We start from the raw sequence: 18,330 nt of genomic DNA on the forward strand, positions 1-18,330 counted from the left end.
CGGCCGCGCCGGACCCGATGCGATCCAAATTGCGCAAGGTTCCTCTCGGCGCTAAGGCCCGGCGGTTATGACCGACCAGCGCCCAGAAAAGCCGGACTACCGCCCGACCGTCTTCCTGCCGAAGACCGACTTCCCGATGAAGGCGGGGCTCCCGCAGAAGGAGCCGGGGATTCTCGCGCGCTGGCAGGAGCAGGATCTCTATCGCACCTTGCGCGACACGCGCGCCGGGGCGGAAAAGTTCATCCTCCACGATGGCCCGCCCTACGCCAATGGCGACATGCACATCGGCCATGCGCTGAACCATATCCTCAAGGACATGGTCTGCCGCACGCAGAGCCTGCTGGGCAAGGACGCCCCTTACGTTCCCGGATGGGACTGCCACGGCCTGCCGATCGAGTGGAAGGTCGAGGAGGAATACCGCAAGAAGAAGAAGAACAAGGACGAGGTTCCGGCGAAGGAATTCCGCGCCGAGTGCCGCGCCTATGCGCAGAAGTGGGTCGACGTGCAGCGCGAGCAGCTGAAGCGGCTCGGCATCCTGGGCGACTGGGATCATCCGTACCTGACGATGGACTTCCAGGCCGAGGCGACGATCGTGGGCGAGCTGCTCAAGTTCGCGCAAAGCGGCCAGCTCTATCGCGGGGCCAAGCCGGTGATGTGGTCGCCGGTCGAAAAGACCGCGCTGGCCGAGGCCGAAGTCGAGTACGAGGACATCGTCTCGACCCAGATCGACGTAGCCTTCGAGGTGATCGAGGCGGGCGATCCCGATCTCGTCGGCGCCTACGTGGTGATCTGGACGACCACGCCGTGGACGATCCCGGTCAACCAGGCGGTCGCCTATGGCCCGCACATCGACTACCACCTGATCGAGGCCGACGGCCGGCGCTATCTCGTCGCCGAGCCGCTGGTGACGGGCTTCATGCAGCGGCTCGGCCACGAGAGCCACGACCTGCACTTCATGATCAAGGGCGTGGCCTTCGAAGGCGCGAAGCTGCGCCATCCGATGCACCACCTGGGCGATTTCTTCGCGCGGCCGCGGCCGATGCTGGCGGGCGAGTTCGTCACGGTCGAATCCGGCACGGGCTTCGTCCACATGGCGCCCGACCATGGCGAGGACGACTTCGCGCTGTGCAAGGAAAACGGCATCGAGCCGGTGTTCGCGGTGCAGGGCGATGGCAAGTACCGCGAGGACTGGGGCTGGCTCGGCGGCCAGGGCAGCGTGATCAACCCCAAGTTCAACGCCCCCGACGGGCCGATCTGCGAGGACCTGCGCGCGGCGGGCGGCCTCGTCGCGGCGAGCGCCGACTACAAGCACTCCTACCCGCATTCGTGGCGTTCGAAGGCCAAGGTGATCTATCGCTGCACCCCGCAGTGGTTCGTGCCGATGGACCGTCCGCTGCCGCTGGCGCACGACGAGTGCGTCGATCCGCTCGAGGCCGCGCTGCGCGAAGTGGGCGAGGCGAAGACCCTGCGCGAGACCGCGCTCGCCGCGATTGCCGAGACCCGCTTCGTGCCCGAAAAGGGCCGCAACCGCATCGGCGCGATGGTCGAAGGCCGGCCCGACTGGGTGCTGTCCCGCCAGCGCGCCTGGGGCGTGCCGATCACGCTGTTCGTGCACCGCAAGACCGGGCAGTACCTCGCCGATCCGGCCGTGAACGCGCGCATCGTCGCGGCGATCCTTGCCGAGGGTGTCGACGCCTGGGACGACGAGCGCGCGCAGGAGTACCTCGGGCCGGACTACAAGGCCGACGACTACGAGCGGGTCACCGACATTCTCGACGTGTGGTTCGACAGCGGCAGCACGCATGCCTTCGTGCTCGAAAGCGGGCGCTGGCTCGACCTGCTGCGTCCCGCGGGCTGGACCGGTCCGCGCGCCGACCTCTACCTCGAAGGCAGCGACCAGCATCGCGGCTGGTTCCAGTCCTCGCTGCTCGAATCCTGCGCCACGCGCGGCCATGCGCCCTACAAGGCGGTGCTGACCCACGGCTTCACCATGGACAGCAAGGGCATGAAGATGTCCAAGTCGCTGGGCAACACCATCGATCCGCTGAAGGTGATGGAGACCAACGGCGCGGACATCATCCGGCTCTGGGCGCTGTCGGTCGATTTCACCGAGGACCACCGCATCGGCGACGAGATCCTCAAGGGCGTCGCCGACCAGTACCGCAAGCTGCGCAACACCTTCCGCTACCTGCTCGGCGCGCTCGACGGCTTCGACGAGGCCGAGCGGCTGCCCGTGGCCGAGATGCCCGAGCTCGAGCGCTACATGCTGGTGCTGCTCGAACGGCTCGATGCGACGCTCGCCCGCGCAGTCTCGGACTTCGACTTCAACACCTATGTCCGCGCGCTGACCGAGTTCTGCAACGAGGACCTGTCGGCCTTCTTCTTCGACATCCGCAAGGACAGCCTCTATTGCGACGCGGCCGCAGACCCGAAGCGGCGCGCCTATCGCAGCGTGCTCGACGTGCTGTTCCACGCGCTGGTGCGCTATGCCGCGCCGGTGCTGGTGTTCACCGCCGAGGAAGTGTGGCGCGCGCGCTATCCCGAGGGCGGCAGCGTGCACCTGCTGACCTGGCCGGAGCTGCCGGTCTCGACCGTCGACCTCGATCGCTGGACCGCGCTGCGCGCGCTGCGCACCACCGTCAACGAGGCGATCGAGCCGCTGCGGCGGGAAAAGGTGCTGGGCTCGGGTCTCGAAGCCATCGTCACCGTGCCGCAGGATGCGCCGCAGGCCGACCTGGCCGAGCTGTTCATCACCGGGACAGTCGTGCGCGGGCAGGGCGACGGCGTGAGCGTGACGCGAACCGATGACCACAAGTGCGGCCGCTGCTGGCGCCATCTTCCCGAAGTCGCGGAAGACGGCGACCTGTGCGCGCGCTGCGAAGAGGTCGTCGGCGGCATCGACGCGGCTGGCGCCCCGGTGGGCGCGGCATGAGCCGCAACGGCCTGCGCCTGTTCGGGCTCGCCGCGGCGCTGGCGGTGTTCGTCGCCGACCAGCTGGTCAAGTGGTACGTCACCGGCCCGCTCGACCTGGTGAACGTCGGGGCGATCCCGCTGCTGCCGTTCTTCGACTTGCGCTACACGCAGAACTTCGGCGTCTCGCTCGGCCTGTTCACCGCCAATTCGGCGGAGATGCGGCTCGCGCTGATCGCGGTGACCGCGTTGATCGCGGCCGGCGTGCTGGTCTGGCTGCTGCGCGAGACCTCGCGCTGGGACGTGTTCGGGCTCGGCCTCGTGCTTGGCGGCGCGCTCGGCAACATCCGCGACCGCCTGACCGGCGGCTTCGTCATCGACTATGCCGACTTCCACATCGGCGAATGGCGTCCGTTCCTGATCTTCAACCTTGCCGACGCGGCGATCACCGTCGGCGTCCTGTTCCTGCTTGCCCGCTCGCTGCTTTCGCGCGAAAAGCGAGGCCCGAGCGATCCTGTGCCCACGGAGACGAATTGATGCGTAAAGCCGCCGCCCTCTGCCTGCTCGCGCTCGGATCGGGCGCGCTGTCCGCTTGCGGCGCCGGCGGTTCGCTGTTCAACCGTTCGCGTCCCGACGAATTCGCGGTGACGCGCCAGGCGCCGCTGGTGGTGCCGCCCGACTTCGCGCTGATGCCGCCCAACCCCGGCGCGCCGCGCCCGCAGGATGTCGACAGCTCGAAGCAGGCGCTCGACGCCCTGTTCGGCGGCCCTGCCCCGCGCAGCGCGATCGAAACCGACGCGCTGGGCAAGGCCGGGGCCTCGGCGGTGGGCATCCGCTCGACCGTGGGCGATCCGCAGACGCGCACCGTCGCCAAGGGCGCGAGCGTGCAGTCGATCCTCGCCGCGCCCGAAGGCGACGGCGCCTCGGCGCAGGCGAGCGTGCCCGGCAAGGGCTGAAGCCTCCCTCGCGCGTTCCGAAACGAAAGACCCCGCGATCCGCGGGGTTTTTTGTGGGCTGCCCTACCCGTCGGCGCCCGCTTCCTCGGGGGCCTCGCGCTCGACCAGCAGCTTGTCGATCTTGCGGCCGTCCATGTCGACCACCTCGAAGCGCCAGCCCTGGTCGTGGAAGTGGTCGCCCTCGCCCGGCAGGCGCTTGAGCACCGAGAGCACGAACCCGGCGGCGGTGGCGTAGTCGCGGTCCTCGGGCAGCTCGAGATCGAGCCGGTCGGCCATCGCGTCGGCGGGCAGCGCGCCCGACAGCAGCAGCGAGCCGTCCTCGCGCACGGTGACCATCGGCTCGTCGCCTTCGTCGCCGTGCGCGACGAAGTTGCCGGCGATCGCGGCGAGCAGGTCGGCGGGCGTGACGATCCCTTCGAGGTGGCCGTATTCGTCGTGGACCAGCGCCAGCGCCACCTCGGCCTGCTGGATCACGCGCAAGGCGTCCATCGTGTCGAGCTGGTCGGGCACGATCGCCGGCTTCCGCATCTGCGCGGCGAGGTCGACGCGGCCCTCGCGCAGCAGCAGCGCGAGCACGTCGCGCACCTTGACCACGCCGACGATGGTGTCGACCGAACCGTCGCCGACCAGCAGCAGCGAATGCGGGCTGTCCTCGATCGCCTCGCGCAAGTCCGCCTCGGGCGCGTCGCGGGCGATCCAGTGGAGCTGGGTGCGCGGGGTCATCACCTCGCGCACCGGGCGTTCGGCCAGTCGCATCACGCTGGTCATCAGCGCGCGCTCGTCTTCCTCGATGACGCCCGAGCGGGTCGCCTCGGCGAAGATCATCTGCAGTTCCTCGGCCGTGACTTCCTGCTCGCTGCCACGCGTGAGGCCGAGCAGGCGGATGATCAGGCCCGAGGAGCGGTCGAGCGCCCAGACGAACGGCGCCGTGACTTTCGCCATCACCACCATCGGCCGCGCCGCGACCACCGCGATCGGCTCGGCCGCCTTGAGCGCGAGCTGCTTGGGCACCAGTTCGCCGACGACGAGGCTGAGGTAAGTGGTGACGGCGATCACCAGGACGAACCCCGCGTTGCCGGCATAGCGCGCGGGCACGCCGAGTGCGGCGAGCCGTTCGGCCACCGGCCCGCCGAGGCTCGAGCCCGAATAGGCGCCCGCGACGATGCCGACGAGGGTGATGCCGATCTGCACCGTGGAGAGAAACTTGCCCGGATCGGATGCCAGCGCGAGCGCGGTGCGCGCGCCCCCGCTGCCGTTGTCGGCGAGCACCTTGAGCCGCGCGGGGCGTGCCGAGACGATCGCCAGTTCCGACATGGAAAACAGGCCGTTGAGCACGACGAGGCCAACGATGATGAAGGCGTCTGGCCAGGGAAACGGTGTCACGATCGAGGCGACTAGCAGATTCGGATCGGCACGCGAAGGCCTCTGTTGCACCAGGCGCAAGTCGAAGCGGACGCTGCTGCGTTCGGGAACCGTTCAGCGCACCGCGGCGTAATGCTTGGGTTCCGCAGCCGGTCAGGGTACGATTGCACCGGACGCGACTATTTCGAAGGGGAAGAGAAATGAAGTTTCGTCGGGTATTCGTCTCGAGCCTGTGCGCGGTCTCGCTGGTCAGTCTCTCGGCCTGCGTCACCGATCCCAACACCGGCGAGCGCAAGGTTTCGCGCACCGCGATCGGCGGCCTCGGCGGTGCGCTCGGCGGCGCGCTGCTCGGCGGGCTCATCGGCGGCAAGACCGGCCGCATCCTCGGCGCCGGCATCGGCGGCGTCGCGGGCGCCGCGGTCGGCTACAACATGGACAAGCAGATCAAGCAGCTGCGCGAGCAGACCGCGGGTTCGGGCGTCGACGTGACGCCGACCGACAACGGCACCGCCATCCTCGTCAACCTGCCCAACGGCGTGACGTTCGACACCGACAGCACCGCGATCAAGCCGACCTTCCGCGATACGCTCGACCGCGTCGCCCAGTCGCTGAACGAGTACCCCAACTCGCTGATCGACGTCTACGGCCACACCGACTCGACCGGGTCGGACGCCTATAACCAGCAGCTCTCGGAGCGCCGCGCCCAGGCCGTCGCCTCGTACCTGTCGAGCCGCGGCGTCGCCGCCTCGCGCATCCGCAGCCAGGGCTTCGGCGAGACCCAGCCGGTCGCCTCGAACGACACGGTCGACGGCCGCTCGGCCAACCGCCGCGTCGAGATCAAGATCGTGCCGATCAGCCAGGACGACGTCGCGCGCGCCCGCGCCGGCCAGTGATCCGGCGCACCGCGAGGCACTAGCACCCCTTGCTCCAGCCGGGTTGACCTTCGGGTCGCCCGGCTGGCATCGGCGCGGGCGAAGGAGAACGCCGCCCATGTCGATCGAAACCCGCCCCATCGCCGGCCGCCCCGTCAACCCGATCGGCCTCGGCTGCATGTCGCTGAGCTGGGCCTATGGCGGCAGGCCGTCCGACGCCGAAGGGATCGCGCTGCTCCACCGCGCGATCGACCTCGGCTACGACCACTTCGACACCGCGCGCCTCTATGGCCTCGGCCACAACGAGACGCTGGTCGGCCAGGCGCTCGAGGGACGCCGCGACAAGGTGTTCCTTGCCTCGAAGATGGGCATCGTCGCCAGCGGCGAGAAGCGCGGGATCGACTGCGCGCCCGCTACGATCCGCAGCGAGCTCGAGACATCGCTGCGCCTGCTGCGCACCGACCACATCGACCTCTACTACATGCACCGGCGCGACTTCGCCGTGCCGATCGAGGACTCGGTGGGCGAAATGGCGCGGCTCGTCGAGGAGGGCAAGATCGGCGCGATCGGCCTGTCCGAGATGTCGGCCGATACCTTGCGCCGGGCAAGCGTGGTGCACCCGATCGCAGCAATGCAGACCGAGTATTCCCCGTGGACCCGCCAGGCCGAGATCGCGGTGCTGGAAGCCTGCGCCGAGGCCGGGACCACGTTCGTCGCCTTCTCGCCCGTCGGCCGCGGCGCGCTGACCGACGTGCTGCCCGAGCCCGACGGGCTCGAGGAGAAGGACATCCGCCGCGCCATGCCGCGTTTCCAGGGCGCGAACTGGGAGGCCAACCGCAGGCTGCTGCAGGGCTTCGCGAAGATCGCGGCGCGCGCGGGCGTCACCGCGGCGCAGCTTTCGCTCGCCTGGGTGCTGTCGCGCGGCGAGCACGTCGTGGCGATCCCCGGCACCGCGAAGATCGCGCACCTCGAGGAAAACATCGCGCGCCGGGACTGGGCGATCCCGGCAGACGTGGCGGCCGAGGTCGACGCGCTGGTCAACCAGCAGACCGTTGCCGGCCACCGCTATTCGGACGCGATGCAGGCAACGATCGACACCGAGGACTTCGCCTGAAGCCTATTCCTTGACCAGGCGCGCCGCGCGCTCGGCCAGCCGGTCCACCGCCGCCGCGTGGATCGCGGGGGCGGTGACGAGCAGGCCGAAGGCGCGGGGGTCGCGCTTGTTGTAGTCGAGCGGGGCGCCGAATGCGTCGGTCACCGCCGCGCCCGCCTCGCGCGCGATCAGCGTCGCGGCGGCGATGTCCCATTCGAAGCCCCAGCGCAGCGTGGCGAGGAGGTCGGCCTCGTCGGCCGCGACCATGGCGATGCGCAGCGCGATCGAATTGGGCTTGTCGACAAGGACGAGGTCGCGGTCTGCCTTGGCCAGCGCATCGGCGGGGACACGCGCGCCGGGCAGCGCAGCGCGCGTGCTCGCGGCGAGCGCGGCGCCGTTGCGGCGCGCGCCCTGCCCTGCCGTGGCGCTCCAGAACTCGGCCCGCGCGGGCGCGCTGAGCAGGCCGATCAGCGGGCGCCCGGCGCTGACCAGCGCGACCGAGACGCACCAGCCGGGGCGGCCGCGGATGAAGTCGCGGGTGCCGTCGATCGGGTCGACCAGCCAGCACAGGCCGCGTTCGAGCCGTTCGGGATGGTCGACCGTCTCTTCCGAGAGCCAGCCGGCCGAGGGCAGCAGCGCGCCCAGTTCGCGCTTCAAGAAGCTGTCGACGGCGATGTCGGCCTCGCTCACCGGGTTGCCCGGCAGCTTCTCCCAGACCTGCGGCGCGTGGCCGTGCCCGGGCCAGTGCGCCAGCGCCATGGCGCCGGCCTGGTGGACGATCCGTTCGAGAGCCGCGTAGTCGAGCATCGCCCCGCTGCGATGCGCCAAGCCCGGTCCGCGCGCAAGCGCCGCCCGCACGCCCGCCCCCGCGCGCCGATCGGCTCATTCGTATGCGCAGCCTGTCGTCAAAGCGCCTGCCCTTTCCCTTAGTCGGGCGATTAGGCCCCTTTTCAAGGTGGGAACCGTGTGCTTAAGGCGGCGGGACTCATGGGCCCGCTAGCCCTTTCCTCCCACACTTTTCCAAGCGGGGAACTTCGCATGAACGTCCACGAATATCAGGCCAAGGAACTGCTCGCCAAGTTCGGCGTCGGCATTCCCGCAGGCATTCCTGCGCTGACGGTCGAAGAAGCGGTGGCTGCGGCAAAGCAGCTTCCGGGGCCGCTCTATGTGGTCAAGGCCCAGATCCACGCCGGCGGCCGCGGCAAGGGCAAGTTCAAGGAACTCGGTCCCGACGCCAAGGGCGGCGTGCGCCTCGCCAAGTCGGTCGAGGAAGTCGAAGACTTCGCCAAGGAAATGCTCGGCAACACGCTCGTCACCGTGCAGACCGGCGAAGCGGGCAAGCAGGTCAACCGCCTCTACGTGACCGACGGCGTCGACATCGCACGCGAATACTACCTCTCGATGGTCGTCGACCGCGCCACCGGCCGCGTCGCGATGATCGTGTCGACCGAAGGCGGCATGGACATCGAGGAAGTCGCGCACTCGACCCCTGAAAAGATCGCCACCATCGTGATCGACCCGGCGCAGGGCTTCATGCCCCACCACGGCCGCGCCGTCGCCGCCGCGCTCAAGCTGTCGGGCGACCTTGCCAAGCAGGCCGCGACGATCGCCAAGCAGCTGTTCACCGCGTTCAACGCGCTGGATTGCGACATGCTCGAAATCAACCCGCTCGTCGAAACCAAGGACGGCAACCTGCTCGTCCTCGACACCAAGATGAGCTTCGATTCGAACGCGCTCTACCGTCACCCCGACGTCGTCGCGCTGCGCGACGAGACCGAGGAAGACCCGGCCGAGATCGAGGCGAGCAAGTACGACCTCGCCTACATCAAGCTCGACGGCAACATCGGCTGCATGGTGAACGGCGCCGGCCTTGCCATGGCGACGATGGACATCATCAAGCTGAACGGTGAATTCCCCGCCAACTTCCTCGACGTGGGCGGCGGCGCCACCACCGAGAAGGTGACCGCGGCGTTCAAGATCATTCTCCGCGATCCCGCGGTGAAGGGCATCCTCGTCAACATCTTCGGCGGCATCATGAAGTGCGACATCATCGCCGACGGCATCGTCGCCGCGGCGAAGGAAGTGAACCTTCAGGTTCCGCTCGTCGTCCGTCTCGAAGGCACCAACGTGCAGCAGGGCAAGGACATCCTTGCCAACTCGGGTCTCGCAATCGTTCCCGCCAACGACCTCGGCGATGCCGCCCAGAAGATCGTGGCCGAAGTCCGGAAGGTTTCCTGAACCATGTCGATTCTCGTCAACAAGAACACCAAGGTCATCACCCAGGGGATGACCGGCAAGACCGGCGCGTTCCACACCCAGGCCGCGCTCGACTACGGCACGCAGATGGTCGCAGGCGTGACCCCCGGCAAGGGCGGCACCAGCCACATCGGCCTGCCGCAGTATGACACCGTCGCCGAAGCGAAGGCCGCCACCGGCGCCACCGCTTCGTGCATCTACGTGCCGCCTCCGGGTGCCGCCGACGCGATCCTCGAAGCGATCGATGCGCAGATGGAACTGATCGTGTGCATCACCGAAGGCATCCCGGTGCTCGACATGGTGCGCGTGAAGCGCGCCCTTTCGGGCAGCAAGTCGCGCCTGATCGGCCCGAACTGCCCCGGCGTGCTGACCCCGAACGAATGCAAGATCGGCATCATGCCGGGCAGCATCTTCAAGAAGGGCTCGGTCGGCGTCGTCTCGCGCTCGGGCACGCTCACCTATGAAGCGGTGTTCCAGACCTCGAACATCGGCCTTGGCCAGACGACGGCGGTCGGCATCGGCGGCGACCCGGTCAACGGCACCAACTTCATCGACGTGCTCGAACTGTTCCTGGCCGACGAAGACACCAAGTCGATCATCATGATCGGCGAAATCGGTGGCGATGCCGAAGAACAGGCCGCGCAGTTCCTGATCGACGAGGCCAAGAAGGGCCGCAAGAAGCCGATGGCCGGCTTCATCGCGGGCCGCTCGGCCCCTCCGGGACGCCGCATGGGCCACGCCGGCGCGATCGTGTCGGGAGGCAAGGGCGATGCCGAAAGCAAGATCGCCGCGATGGAAGCCGCCGGCATCCGCGTCAGCCCCTCGCCGAGCCTGCTCGGCGAAACGCTGGCCGAAGTGCTGAAGGGCTGATCCCCTCGCACCTTGCGACAAGAAAAGAGGCCGGAGGGGAAACCTTCCGGCCTTTTTCTATGTCATCCTCCCCTGACAGGGGAGGTGGCAGCCGCAGGCTGACGGAGTGTTAGCGGCGGGGCGCAACGACTATACCCCTCCACCACCCTGCGGGTGGTCCCCCTCCCCTTGCAGGGGAGGATGGTCTGGCCAGCCGTGGAGCGCGTACTTCGCTATCGCTTCGGCTGTCCGGTCGGGTCCTTCAGAACCCGCGTCGCCGCGACCCGCAGCAGGCGGATGCCCTGATGTTCCAGCCATAGCGTTCGCTGCCGGTCGCGCTCGGGATTGCTACCAGTGTCGTGCACATGGCCATCGACCTCGACCGCCAGCTTCGCTTCGGCGCAGAAGAAGTCGAGCACATAGCGCCCGGCCGGATGCTGACGCCGGAATTTGAGGCCTTGCGGACGAAGCCGGAGTTTTCGCCACAGCAGCACTTCGGGAAGCGACATGGCCTGCCGCAGGTGCGCTGCCCGCCGCTGAGTCGGCTTCGGTCCGTGGAGCATCGCACGCATCCTTCCCTGGAAGGGAAGGGGGACCGCCCGAAGGGTGGTGGATGGGTAACGGCGCAGATGCCGCGTATGGATTTACCCCTCCACCGCCTGCGGCGGTCCCCCTCCCCTTCAGGGGAGGATGTTCTCACGCGTCGGTTCAGGCGAGTGAAACTGCTTCCGCTTTGGCGAGCGAGCGTCGACTGAGGGTTAATCTACCCCTCCACCACCCGGTACGGTACGAGATCGCGCTGGCTGGGGTCGACCGCGATGCCCCGGTCGCTGGGCGGAAAGGCGCGCTGGTCGCAGGCGTCGCGAGGGCAGATGCGGCAGGATATGCCGATCCGGGTGACGGCGTCTTCGCTGCGCAAGTTGAGGCCGTCGGCATAGATGAACTCGTCTGCCAGCGCCGCTTCGCAGCCCAGCACCACGGCGTAGCGGCGCGGCGGGCGGTAGAAGCTGCCGCTGGGCTTCACCAGCCCCTTGGCGATCGAGACATAGCGGATGCCGTCGGGCATTTCGGCAAGCTGCACGTGGATGCGGTCGGGGATCGCCACCGCTTCGTGCACGATCCACAGCGGGCAGGCCCCGCCGAAGCGGCCGAACTGCAGCCGCGTGGCCGAATGACGCTTGGTGATGTTGCCGGCCATGTCGACGCGGGCGAAGAACACCGGAATGCCGCGCGCCTGCGGGCGTTGCAGGGTGGACAGGCGGTGGCAACACTGTTCGAAGCTGACGTGGAACAACTGGCGCAGGCGGTCGACGTCGTGCCGAAGCGTGCGCGCGGCGCTGCGGAACCGCTCATAGGGCATCAGCAGCGCGCCCGCGGCATAGTTGCCGAGGCCCACCGTCAGCAGGTGCCGCGCCGCTTCCGTCCGCAACGGCGCTTCGGCGACGATGGCCGCGATCTGGTCCGACAGCGCCAGCGCGGCGACCTGGTAGGCGAGCTGGAAGCGCCCGGATTCGAGCGGCTGGTTGCTGTCGAGCTGGATCGCCCGCGCCGCCTCGTCGAAGCGGCGCATCGGGCCGCCGCTCTTCCATTCGACGCCCACGCCCGCCTGCCGCAGCCACTGCTGCATCGTGCGCACGCGCGGGGACGCTTCGTCGCCCGCGATCTCGTACGCCAGCCGTTCGGCATCGCGGTCGATCCGGTCGACGTAGTTGTTGGCGAGGTGGAACCAGTCGCGCACTTCCTCCCACGGCAGGCGACCGCCCGCCGCAAGGCTCGCGCCGATGGTCTCGTCCATCATCTCGAGCCGCTGGCGGCTGCGCGCGTGCAGGCCGTGCAGTTCGACGAAGGCCTGGGCGAAGGCCGGAAACTGGCGCGCCAGCCGCTCGGCCTGTTCGCCCGGCACCTGCGTCGAAAGCTGCGGATCGGCGAGCGCGCTGCGCAAGGTTTCGGCAATCGCATCGGCATCGGCGGGGGCAAGGTCCGCCCAGTCGATCGGGAAGGCGCGGGCCAGCGCATCGGCGAGCGCCGGCGTCAGGTGCCGCTCGTCGTTTTCGAGCTGCGAGAGGTAGCTCGCGCTGATCCCCAGCGTGGCCGCCATTTCGGCCTGCCGCAGCCCTCGCCTTTGCCGAAGCGAGCGTAAGGGTTCGCCCGCAAAGATCCGCTTGTCCGCCATGGTCCGACGCTAGTTTGCAAAGTCGCGCTTTGCAACTTTGCAGCATTACATTGGACAGCGGGAACCAAATCGGCCAGTCCGGCGCGCACTTTCGAGATTTGAAGGGCAGAGGATCACATGTCCGCGAACATTGCCGAGATGGAAAAGCGCCGCGAAGCCGCCCGCATGGGTGGCGGTCAGAAGCGCATCGATGCCCAGCACGCCAAGGGCAAGCTGACCGCGCGCGAACGCCTTGAAGTGCTGCTCGACGAAGGCAGCTTCGAGGAAGTGGACGCCTACGTCGAACACAACTGCGTCGATTTCGGCATGCCCGACACGGTGATCCCGGGCGACGGCGTCGTTACCGGCTCGGGCACGATCAACGGCCGCCTCGTCTTCGTGTTCAGCCAGGACTTCACCGTGTTCGGCGGCGCGGTGTCCGAACGCCACGCGATGAAGATCTGCAAGATCATGGACATGGCGATGAAGGTCGGCGCCCCGGTGATCGGCCTCAACGATTCGGGCGGTGCGCGCATCCAGGAAGGCGTGGCCTCGCTCGGCGGCTATGCCGAAATCTTCCAGCGCAACGTCAACGCGAGCGGAGTGGTCCCGCAGATCAGCCTGATCATGGGCCCATGCGCGGGCGGTGCGGTCTACAGCCCCGCGATGACCGACTTCATCTTCATGGTGAAGGACAGCAGCTACATGTTCGTCACCGGCCCCGACGTGGTCAAGACGGTGACCAACGAGATCGTGACCCAGGAAGAGCTGGGCGGCGCGGTCACCCACACCACCAAGACCTCGGTCGCCGACCTCGCCTGCGAGAACGACATCGAAGCGCTGCTGCAGGTGCGCGATTTCTTCGACTACCTGCCGCAGTCGAACCGCAGCGGCGTGCCCGAGCGCCCGACCTCGGACCCGCACGACCGGCTCGAGCCCAGCCTCGACACGATCATCCCGGCATCCGCCAACCAGCCCTACGACATGCACGAGGTGATCCGGAAGACGCTCGACGAGGGCGAATTCTTCGAGATCCAGCCCAAGCACGCCGGCAACATCATCTGCGGTTTCGGCCGCATCGAAGGCAAGACCGTGGGCGTCGTCGCCAACCAGCCAATGGTGCTGGCTGGCGTGCTCGACATCAACAGCTCGAAGAAGGCGGCGCGGTTCGTGCGCTTCTGCGATGCGTTCGAGATCCCGATCCTGACCTTCGTCGACGTGCCGGGCTTCCTGCCGGGCACCGCGCAGGAGCATAACGGCATCATCAAGCACGGCGCCAAGCTGCTGTTTGCCTATGCCGAAGCGACCGTGCCGAAGATCACCGTGATCACCCGCAAGGCCTATGGCGGCGCCTACGACGTCATGGCCTCGAAGCACCTGCGCGGCGACCTCAACTACGCCTGGCCCACCGCCGAAATCGCGGTGATGGGCGCCAAGGGCGCGGTCGAGATCATCTTCCGCGGCCTTTCGACCGAAGAACAGGCGGTCAAGACCAAGGAATACGAGGATCGCTTCGCCAACCCGTTCGTGGCGGCGAGCAAGGGCTTCGTCGACGAGGTGATCCACCCGCATTCGACCCGCCGCCGCATCGCGCTGGGCCTGCGCAAGCTGCGCAACAAGAGCCTCGAGAACCCCTGGAAGAAGCACGACAACATCCCGCTGTGAGGCGGGGGCGTCCTCTCGCTTGGGCGAGGGGACGGCTGGAAGGTCCGGGCCTATGCGGGCGCGGACATTCCAGCCTCTGAAGGACAAGACATGACCGACATCTACATCGTTTCGGGCGCACGCACCGCCATCGGCTCGTTCGGCGGCAGCCTTGCCTCGCTGCGCCCGGCCGAGCTTGGCACGATCGCGATCAAGGCCGCGATCGAGCGCGCCGGGATCGCGCCCGCCGACGTGCAGAACGTGGTGATCGGCACGGTCGTCGCCAGCCAGCCCAAGGACGTCTATGTCAGCCGCGTCGCCGCGGTGAACGCAGGGATTCCAATCGAGGCGCCGGCGATGAACGTCAACCGCCTGTGCGGTTCGGGCCTGCAGGCGATCGTTTCGGCGGCGCAAGGCATCGCGCTGGGCGAACAGGATATCGCCGTGGCCGGGGGCGCGGAATCGATGTCGAACGCGCCGCACATGGCGCTGACCGCACGCAACGGCCAGCGCATGGGCGACGTCGTGATGATGGACGCCATGCTCGGCGCACTGCACGATCCGTTCGAGAACATCCACATGGGCGTGACGGCCGAAAACGTCGCCGAGCGTCTGTCGATCAGCCGCGAGGAGCAGGACGCCCTTGCCGTCGAAAGCCACAAGCGTGCGGCCAATGCCGTCGCCAACGGCTATTTCAAGGACCAGATCGTCCCCGTCGAGATCAAGACCCGCAAGGGCACGGTCGTGTTCGACACCGACGAACATGTCCGCGCCGATGCCAGCCTCGAATCGATGGCCTCGCTGCGTCCGGTGTTCAAGAAGGACGGCACGGTCACCGCAGGCAACGCCTCCGGCCTCAACGACGGCGCGGGCGCGCTCGTGCTGGCGAGCGGCAAGGCGGTCTCCGAAAAGGGTTTGAAGCCCATGGCGAAGATCCTCGCCTGGGGGCACGCGGGCGTCGAGCCGAACGTCATGGGCCTCGGTCCCGTCAAGGCGGTGCCGGTTGCCCTGCAGCGCGCTCGCCTGACGCTCGACCAGATCGACGTGATCGAATCGAACGAAGCCTTCGCCGCGCAGGCCTGCGGCGTCGCCAAGGAACTGGGCTTCGATCCGGCCAAGACCAACGTCAACGGTTCGGGCATCAGCCTTGGCCACCCGATCGGCGCCACCGGCGCGATCCTGACGGTCAAGACGATCTACGAACTGCAGCGCATCGGCGGCCGCTATGGCCTGATCACGATGTGCATCGGCGGCGGCCAGGGCATCGCCATGGTGGTCGAACGGGTTTGAGGAACATGAACTTTCTCCATCCTCCCCGCTGCGGGGAGGGGGACCATGCGCAGCATGGTGGAGGGGGCCTGCGGGCCAGCGCGGTGCATGGGGAACACCCCCTCCACCGCCTGCGGCGGTCCCCCTCCCCGTGCCGGGGAGGACGGAAATGAAGCTGGGACGGTTGAACCACGTCGGCGTCGCAACGCCGGACATCGACGCCTCGATCGCGTTCTATCGCGACGTGATGGGTGCGAGCGACATCACCGAGCCGTTCGTGCTGGAAAGCCAGCAGGTGCGCGTGTGCTTCGTCAACACGCCGGGCGAGAACGGCACCAATGGCACGCAGATCGAACTGATCCAGCCGACCAGCCCGGACAGCGCCGTGGGCAAGTGGCTCGCCGCCAACCCGCTCGGTGGCCAGCACCACCTTTGCTACGAAGTGCCCGATATCCACGCAGCCAAGGCCTGGTTCGAAGCCCAGGGCAAGCGCGTGCTGGGCGACCCCCGCATCGGCGCGCATGGCACGCTGATCTTCTTCGTCCACCCCAGGGACATGGGCGGACAGCTGACCGAAATCATGGAAACGCCCAAGGACGGGCATCACTGAGCTTGCATAAGCCCGTCACCCCGGGCCTGACCCGGGGTCCCGCTTCTTCGGCGGGGCAATGCGGGTCGCAGAACAAGCGGGACCCCGGATCAAGTCCGGGGTGACGAGGTAAGGAAACGAGGACGCGATGAGCGAGAAAACGCTGCAGGACTGGCAGGCCGCCGCCTCGAAGGAGGTGAAGGGCAAGGACCTCAACTGGCAGACCCCGGAAGGGATCGTGGTCAAGCCGCTCTACACGGCCGAGGACGTGACCGCCGATCCGGGCCTGCCCGGCTTCGCCCCCTTCACGCGCGGCGTGCGCGCCTCGATGTACGCCGGCCGCCCCTGGACCATCCGCCAGTACGCCGGATTCTCCACTGCCGAGGAATCGAACGCATTCTATCGCCGCAACCTCGCGGCGGGGCAGAAGGGCCTGTCGGTCGCCTTCGATCTTGCCACGCACCGCGGCTATGACAGCGACCACCCGCGCGTGGTGGGCGACGTGGGCAAGGCGGGCGTCGCCATCGACAGCGTCGAGGACATGAAAATCCTGTTCGACGGCATCCCGCTCGACCAGATGTCGGTCTCGATGACCATGAACGGCGCGGTGATCCCGATCCTCGCCTTCTTCATCGTCGCGGGCGAGGAACAGGGCGTCGACCGCAAGCTGCTCGACGGAACCATTCAGAACGACATTCTGAAGGAGTTCATGGTCCGCAACACCTACATCTACCCGCCCGAACCCAGCATGCGGATCATCTCGGACATCTTCGGCTACACCAGCCGCGAGATGCCGAAGTTCAACTCGATCTCGATCTCCGGCTACCACATGCAGGAAGCCGGCGCGACGCAGGTGCAGGAACTGGCCTTCACCATCGCCGACGGCATGGAATACGTGAAGTACGGCGTCGCCAGCGGGCTCGACATCGACAAGTTCGCCGGGCGCCTGTCGTTCTTCTTCGCCATCGGCATGAACTTCTTCATGGAAGTCGCCAAGCTGCGCGCCGCGCGCGTGCTGTGGCACCGCGTGATGACCAAGCTCGGCGCCAAGGACGAACGCAGCAAGATGCTGCGCACCCACTGCCAGACCTCGGGCGTCAGCTTGCAGGAGCAGGACCCCTACAACAACGTCATCCGCACCACGATCGAGGCGATGGCCGCGATGCTGGGCGGCACCCAGTCGCTCCACACCAACGCGCTCGACGAAGCGATCGCGCTGCCGACCGACTTCTCGGCCCGCATCGCGCGCAACACGCAGATCGTGATCCAGGAAGAAACGGGCATGTGCAACGTGGTCGATCCGCTTGGCGGGTCGTACTACATCGAGGCGCTGACCCAGGAACTGGTCGACAAGGCGTGGGAGATCATCGAGCGCGTCGAAGCCGAAGGCGGCATGGCCAAGGCCGTGTCGGCGGGCTGGCCCAAGGCGATGATCGAGGAAGCCGCCGCCGGCCGCCAGGCCCGCGTCGACCGCGGCGAAGACGTGATCGTCGGCGTCAACAAGTACCGCCTCGCCAACGAAGACCAGCTGGAAACGCTCGAAGTCGACAACCACGTCGTCCGCGAAGCACAGATCGCCCGGATCAAGCGCGTGCGCGAAACGCGTGACGAGACGAAGTGCCGCGCCGCACTGAACGCGCTGACCGAAGGCGCCAAGACCGGCGGCAACCTGCTCGAACTGGCGGTCGAGGCCGCCCGCCACCGCGCCACGCTCGGCGAAATCTCCGACGCGATGGAAATCGTGTTCGGCCGCCACGGCACGTTCCCAACCCCGGTCAAGGGCGTCTATGGCGCGGCCTATGCAGGTGACTCGCGTTACCAGCAGGTGCTGGATGGCGTCGAAGCCGTCACCCGCCGACTGGGCCGCCGCCCTCGCATGCTCGTCGCCAAGATGGGCCAGGACGGCCACGACCGCGGCGCCAACGTGATCGCCAGCGCCTTCAGCGACATGGGCTTCGACGTCACCAGCGGCCCGCTGTTCCAGACGCCGGAAGAAGCGGCCAAGCTGGCGCTCGAAAACAACGTCGACGCGGTCGGCGCCTCGAGCCTTGCCGCCGGGCATAAGACCCTGATCCCCGAGCTGATCGGCCATCTGAAAGCTGCCGGCCGCGCCGACATCAAGGTCGTCGCCGGCGGCGTGATCCCGCCGCAGGACTACGACTTCCTGCGCGAAGCCGGGGTCCAGGGCATCTACGGCCCCGGCTCGAACGTGGTGGAATGCGCAGCCGACATGCTGCGCCTCCTCGGTCACAACATGCCGCCTGCGGGCGAAGAACTGGCAGCGGCGGAGTAAGCATGCCCGCCGCCCGCCCCTCCCTCCTTTCCGTCACCCCGGGCCTGACCCGGGGTCCCGCTGCCTTGCGCAGCGGTGCAGGAAA

The 18,330-nt window shown here is 67.9% G+C and carries 15 protein-coding genes; 11 read left to right on the forward strand and 4 right to left on the reverse strand.

Features of this window, described 5'->3' with window-relative positions:
• The first annotated feature begins 67 nt into the window (after nucleotides 1-67).
• Genes ileS through K3A85_RS13250 form a run of 3 tightly spaced genes read left to right on the forward strand, consistent with a single transcriptional unit; the run spans nucleotide 68 to nucleotide 3,866 of the window.
• A complete protein-coding gene (gene ileS / locus K3A85_RS13240) occupies nucleotides 68-2,932 on the forward strand; it encodes an isoleucine--tRNA ligase (protein ID WP_225206995.1) in 2,865 nt (954 codons plus the stop codon).
• The gene (gene lspA / locus K3A85_RS13245; RefSeq protein ID WP_225206996.1) at nucleotides 2,929-3,447 is read left to right on the forward strand and encodes a signal peptidase II; all 519 of its coding nucleotides are present in this window, start codon (nucleotides 2,929-2,931) and stop codon (nucleotides 3,445-3,447) included. The genes ileS and lspA overlap by 4 nt, the downstream gene beginning before the upstream one ends.
• Nucleotides 3,447-3,866, forward strand: a complete 420-nt coding sequence (locus K3A85_RS13250) for a DUF3035 domain-containing protein (RefSeq protein ID WP_225206997.1) — start codon at nucleotides 3,447-3,449, stop codon at nucleotides 3,864-3,866. The genes lspA and K3A85_RS13250 overlap by 1 nt, the downstream gene beginning before the upstream one ends.
• Nucleotides 3,867-3,929: 63 nt before the next feature.
• Here the strand turns inward: K3A85_RS13250 and K3A85_RS13255 are convergent, their stop codons facing one another.
• Nucleotides 3,930-5,249, reverse strand: coding sequence for a hemolysin family protein (locus K3A85_RS13255; RefSeq protein WP_225206998.1), 1,320 nt, complete (start codon nucleotides 5,247-5,249; stop codon nucleotides 3,930-3,932).
• 179 nt (nucleotides 5,250-5,428) lie between these two features.
• On the opposite strand from K3A85_RS13255, the gene K3A85_RS13260 reads away from it, so the two are divergent.
• Both K3A85_RS13260 and K3A85_RS13265 read left to right on the forward strand, forming a co-directional pair.
• Nucleotides 5,429-6,121, forward strand: a complete 693-nt coding sequence (locus K3A85_RS13260) for an OmpA family protein (protein WP_225206999.1) — start codon at nucleotides 5,429-5,431, stop codon at nucleotides 6,119-6,121.
• A gap of 97 nt (nucleotides 6,122-6,218) precedes the next feature.
• Nucleotides 6,219-7,214: an aldo/keto reductase gene (locus tag K3A85_RS13265; protein WP_225207000.1), complete on the forward strand. Its 996-nt coding sequence runs from the start codon at nucleotides 6,219-6,221 to the stop codon at nucleotides 7,212-7,214.
• A gap of 3 nt (nucleotides 7,215-7,217) precedes the next feature.
• Here K3A85_RS13265 and K3A85_RS13270 read toward each other — a convergent pair whose 3' ends face one another.
• Nucleotides 7,218-8,000 (reverse strand): 3'(2'),5'-bisphosphate nucleotidase CysQ, encoded by a 783-nt coding sequence (locus tag K3A85_RS13270; RefSeq protein ID WP_225207357.1) that lies wholly within the window; start codon nucleotides 7,998-8,000, stop codon nucleotides 7,218-7,220.
• A gap of 231 nt (nucleotides 8,001-8,231) precedes the next feature.
• Here K3A85_RS13270 and sucC point away from each other — a divergent pair, with 231 nt between their 5' ends.
• Together sucC and sucD are read left to right on the forward strand one after the other, a co-directional pair.
• The gene (gene sucC / locus K3A85_RS13275; protein WP_225207001.1) at nucleotides 8,232-9,431 is read left to right on the forward strand and encodes an ADP-forming succinate--CoA ligase subunit beta; all 1,200 of its coding nucleotides are present in this window, start codon (nucleotides 8,232-8,234) and stop codon (nucleotides 9,429-9,431) included.
• A gap of 3 nt (nucleotides 9,432-9,434) precedes the next feature.
• Complete coding sequence (sucD, locus tag K3A85_RS13280; RefSeq protein ID WP_169493746.1) at nucleotides 9,435-10,319, forward strand: succinate--CoA ligase subunit alpha; 885 nt, start codon at nucleotides 9,435-9,437, stop codon at nucleotides 10,317-10,319.
• Between the two features lie 212 nt (nucleotides 10,320-10,531).
• Here the strand turns inward: sucD and K3A85_RS13285 are convergent, their stop codons facing one another.
• Together K3A85_RS13285 and K3A85_RS13290 are read right to left on the reverse strand one after the other, a co-directional pair.
• Nucleotides 10,532-10,861, reverse strand: a complete 330-nt coding sequence (locus K3A85_RS13285; RefSeq protein ID WP_225207002.1) for an endonuclease domain-containing protein — start codon at nucleotides 10,859-10,861, stop codon at nucleotides 10,532-10,534.
• A gap of 200 nt (nucleotides 10,862-11,061) precedes the next feature.
• Nucleotides 11,062-12,471: a helix-turn-helix domain-containing protein gene (locus K3A85_RS13290; protein WP_225207003.1), complete on the reverse strand. Its 1,410-nt coding sequence runs from the start codon at nucleotides 12,469-12,471 to the stop codon at nucleotides 11,062-11,064.
• A 117-nt stretch (nucleotides 12,472-12,588) separates the two neighbouring features.
• Between K3A85_RS13290 and K3A85_RS13295 the strand changes: the two genes are divergently transcribed.
• The 4 genes from K3A85_RS13295 (at nucleotide 12,589) to scpA (ending at nucleotide 18,245) form a co-directional block, all read left to right on the forward strand.
• The gene (locus tag K3A85_RS13295; protein ID WP_225207004.1) at nucleotides 12,589-14,115 is read left to right on the forward strand and encodes an acyl-CoA carboxylase subunit beta; all 1,527 of its coding nucleotides are present in this window, start codon (nucleotides 12,589-12,591) and stop codon (nucleotides 14,113-14,115) included.
• Between the two features lie 90 nt (nucleotides 14,116-14,205).
• Entirely contained in the window at nucleotides 14,206-15,384 is a 1,179-nt protein-coding gene (locus tag K3A85_RS13300) for an acetyl-CoA C-acyltransferase family protein (protein WP_225207005.1), read from the forward strand.
• Between the two features lie 148 nt (nucleotides 15,385-15,532).
• Entirely contained in the window at nucleotides 15,533-15,973 is a 441-nt protein-coding gene (locus tag K3A85_RS13305; protein WP_225207006.1) for a VOC family protein, read from the forward strand.
• 127 nt (nucleotides 15,974-16,100) lie between these two features.
• Nucleotides 16,101-18,245, forward strand: coding sequence for a methylmalonyl-CoA mutase (gene scpA, locus K3A85_RS13310; RefSeq protein WP_225207007.1), 2,145 nt, complete (start codon nucleotides 16,101-16,103; stop codon nucleotides 18,243-18,245).
• Nucleotides 18,246-18,330 lie beyond the last annotated feature (85 nt).

Origin of the sequence: Novosphingobium huizhouense (genome assembly GCF_020179475.1) — a bacterium.
Classification (GTDB): Bacteria; Pseudomonadota; Alphaproteobacteria; order Sphingomonadales; family Sphingomonadaceae; genus Novosphingobium; species Novosphingobium huizhouense.

Coding starts and splice junctions, on each gene's coding strand:
- K3A85_RS13265 (WP_225207000.1), top strand. CDS start 6,219: ATGTCGATCGAAACCCGCCCCATCGCCGGCCGCCCCGTCAACCCGATC.
- scpA (WP_225207007.1), top strand. CDS start 16,101: ATGAGCGAGAAAACGCTGCAGGACTGGCAGGCCGCCGCCTCGAAGGAG.
- lspA (WP_225206996.1), top strand. CDS start 2,929: ATGAGCCGCAACGGCCTGCGCCTGTTCGGGCTCGCCGCGGCGCTGGCG.
- K3A85_RS13285 (WP_225207002.1), bottom strand. CDS start 10,861: ATGCTCCACGGACCGAAGCCGACTCAGCGGCGGGCAGCGCACCTGCGG.
- K3A85_RS13260 (WP_225206999.1), top strand. CDS start 5,429: ATGAAGTTTCGTCGGGTATTCGTCTCGAGCCTGTGCGCGGTCTCGCTG.
- K3A85_RS13305 (WP_225207006.1), top strand. CDS start 15,533: ATGAAGCTGGGACGGTTGAACCACGTCGGCGTCGCAACGCCGGACATC.
- sucC (WP_225207001.1), top strand. CDS start 8,232: ATGAACGTCCACGAATATCAGGCCAAGGAACTGCTCGCCAAGTTCGGC.
- ileS (WP_225206995.1), top strand. CDS start 68: ATGACCGACCAGCGCCCAGAAAAGCCGGACTACCGCCCGACCGTCTTC.
- K3A85_RS13270 (WP_225207357.1), bottom strand. CDS start 8,000: ATGCTCGACTACGCGGCTCTCGAACGGATCGTCCACCAGGCCGGCGCC.
- K3A85_RS13250 (WP_225206997.1), top strand. CDS start 3,447: ATGCGTAAAGCCGCCGCCCTCTGCCTGCTCGCGCTCGGATCGGGCGCG.
- K3A85_RS13290 (WP_225207003.1), bottom strand. CDS start 12,471: ATGGCGGACAAGCGGATCTTTGCGGGCGAACCCTTACGCTCGCTTCGG.
- K3A85_RS13295 (WP_225207004.1), top strand. CDS start 12,589: ATGTCCGCGAACATTGCCGAGATGGAAAAGCGCCGCGAAGCCGCCCGC.
- sucD (WP_169493746.1), top strand. CDS start 9,435: ATGTCGATTCTCGTCAACAAGAACACCAAGGTCATCACCCAGGGGATG.
- K3A85_RS13300 (WP_225207005.1), top strand. CDS start 14,206: ATGACCGACATCTACATCGTTTCGGGCGCACGCACCGCCATCGGCTCG.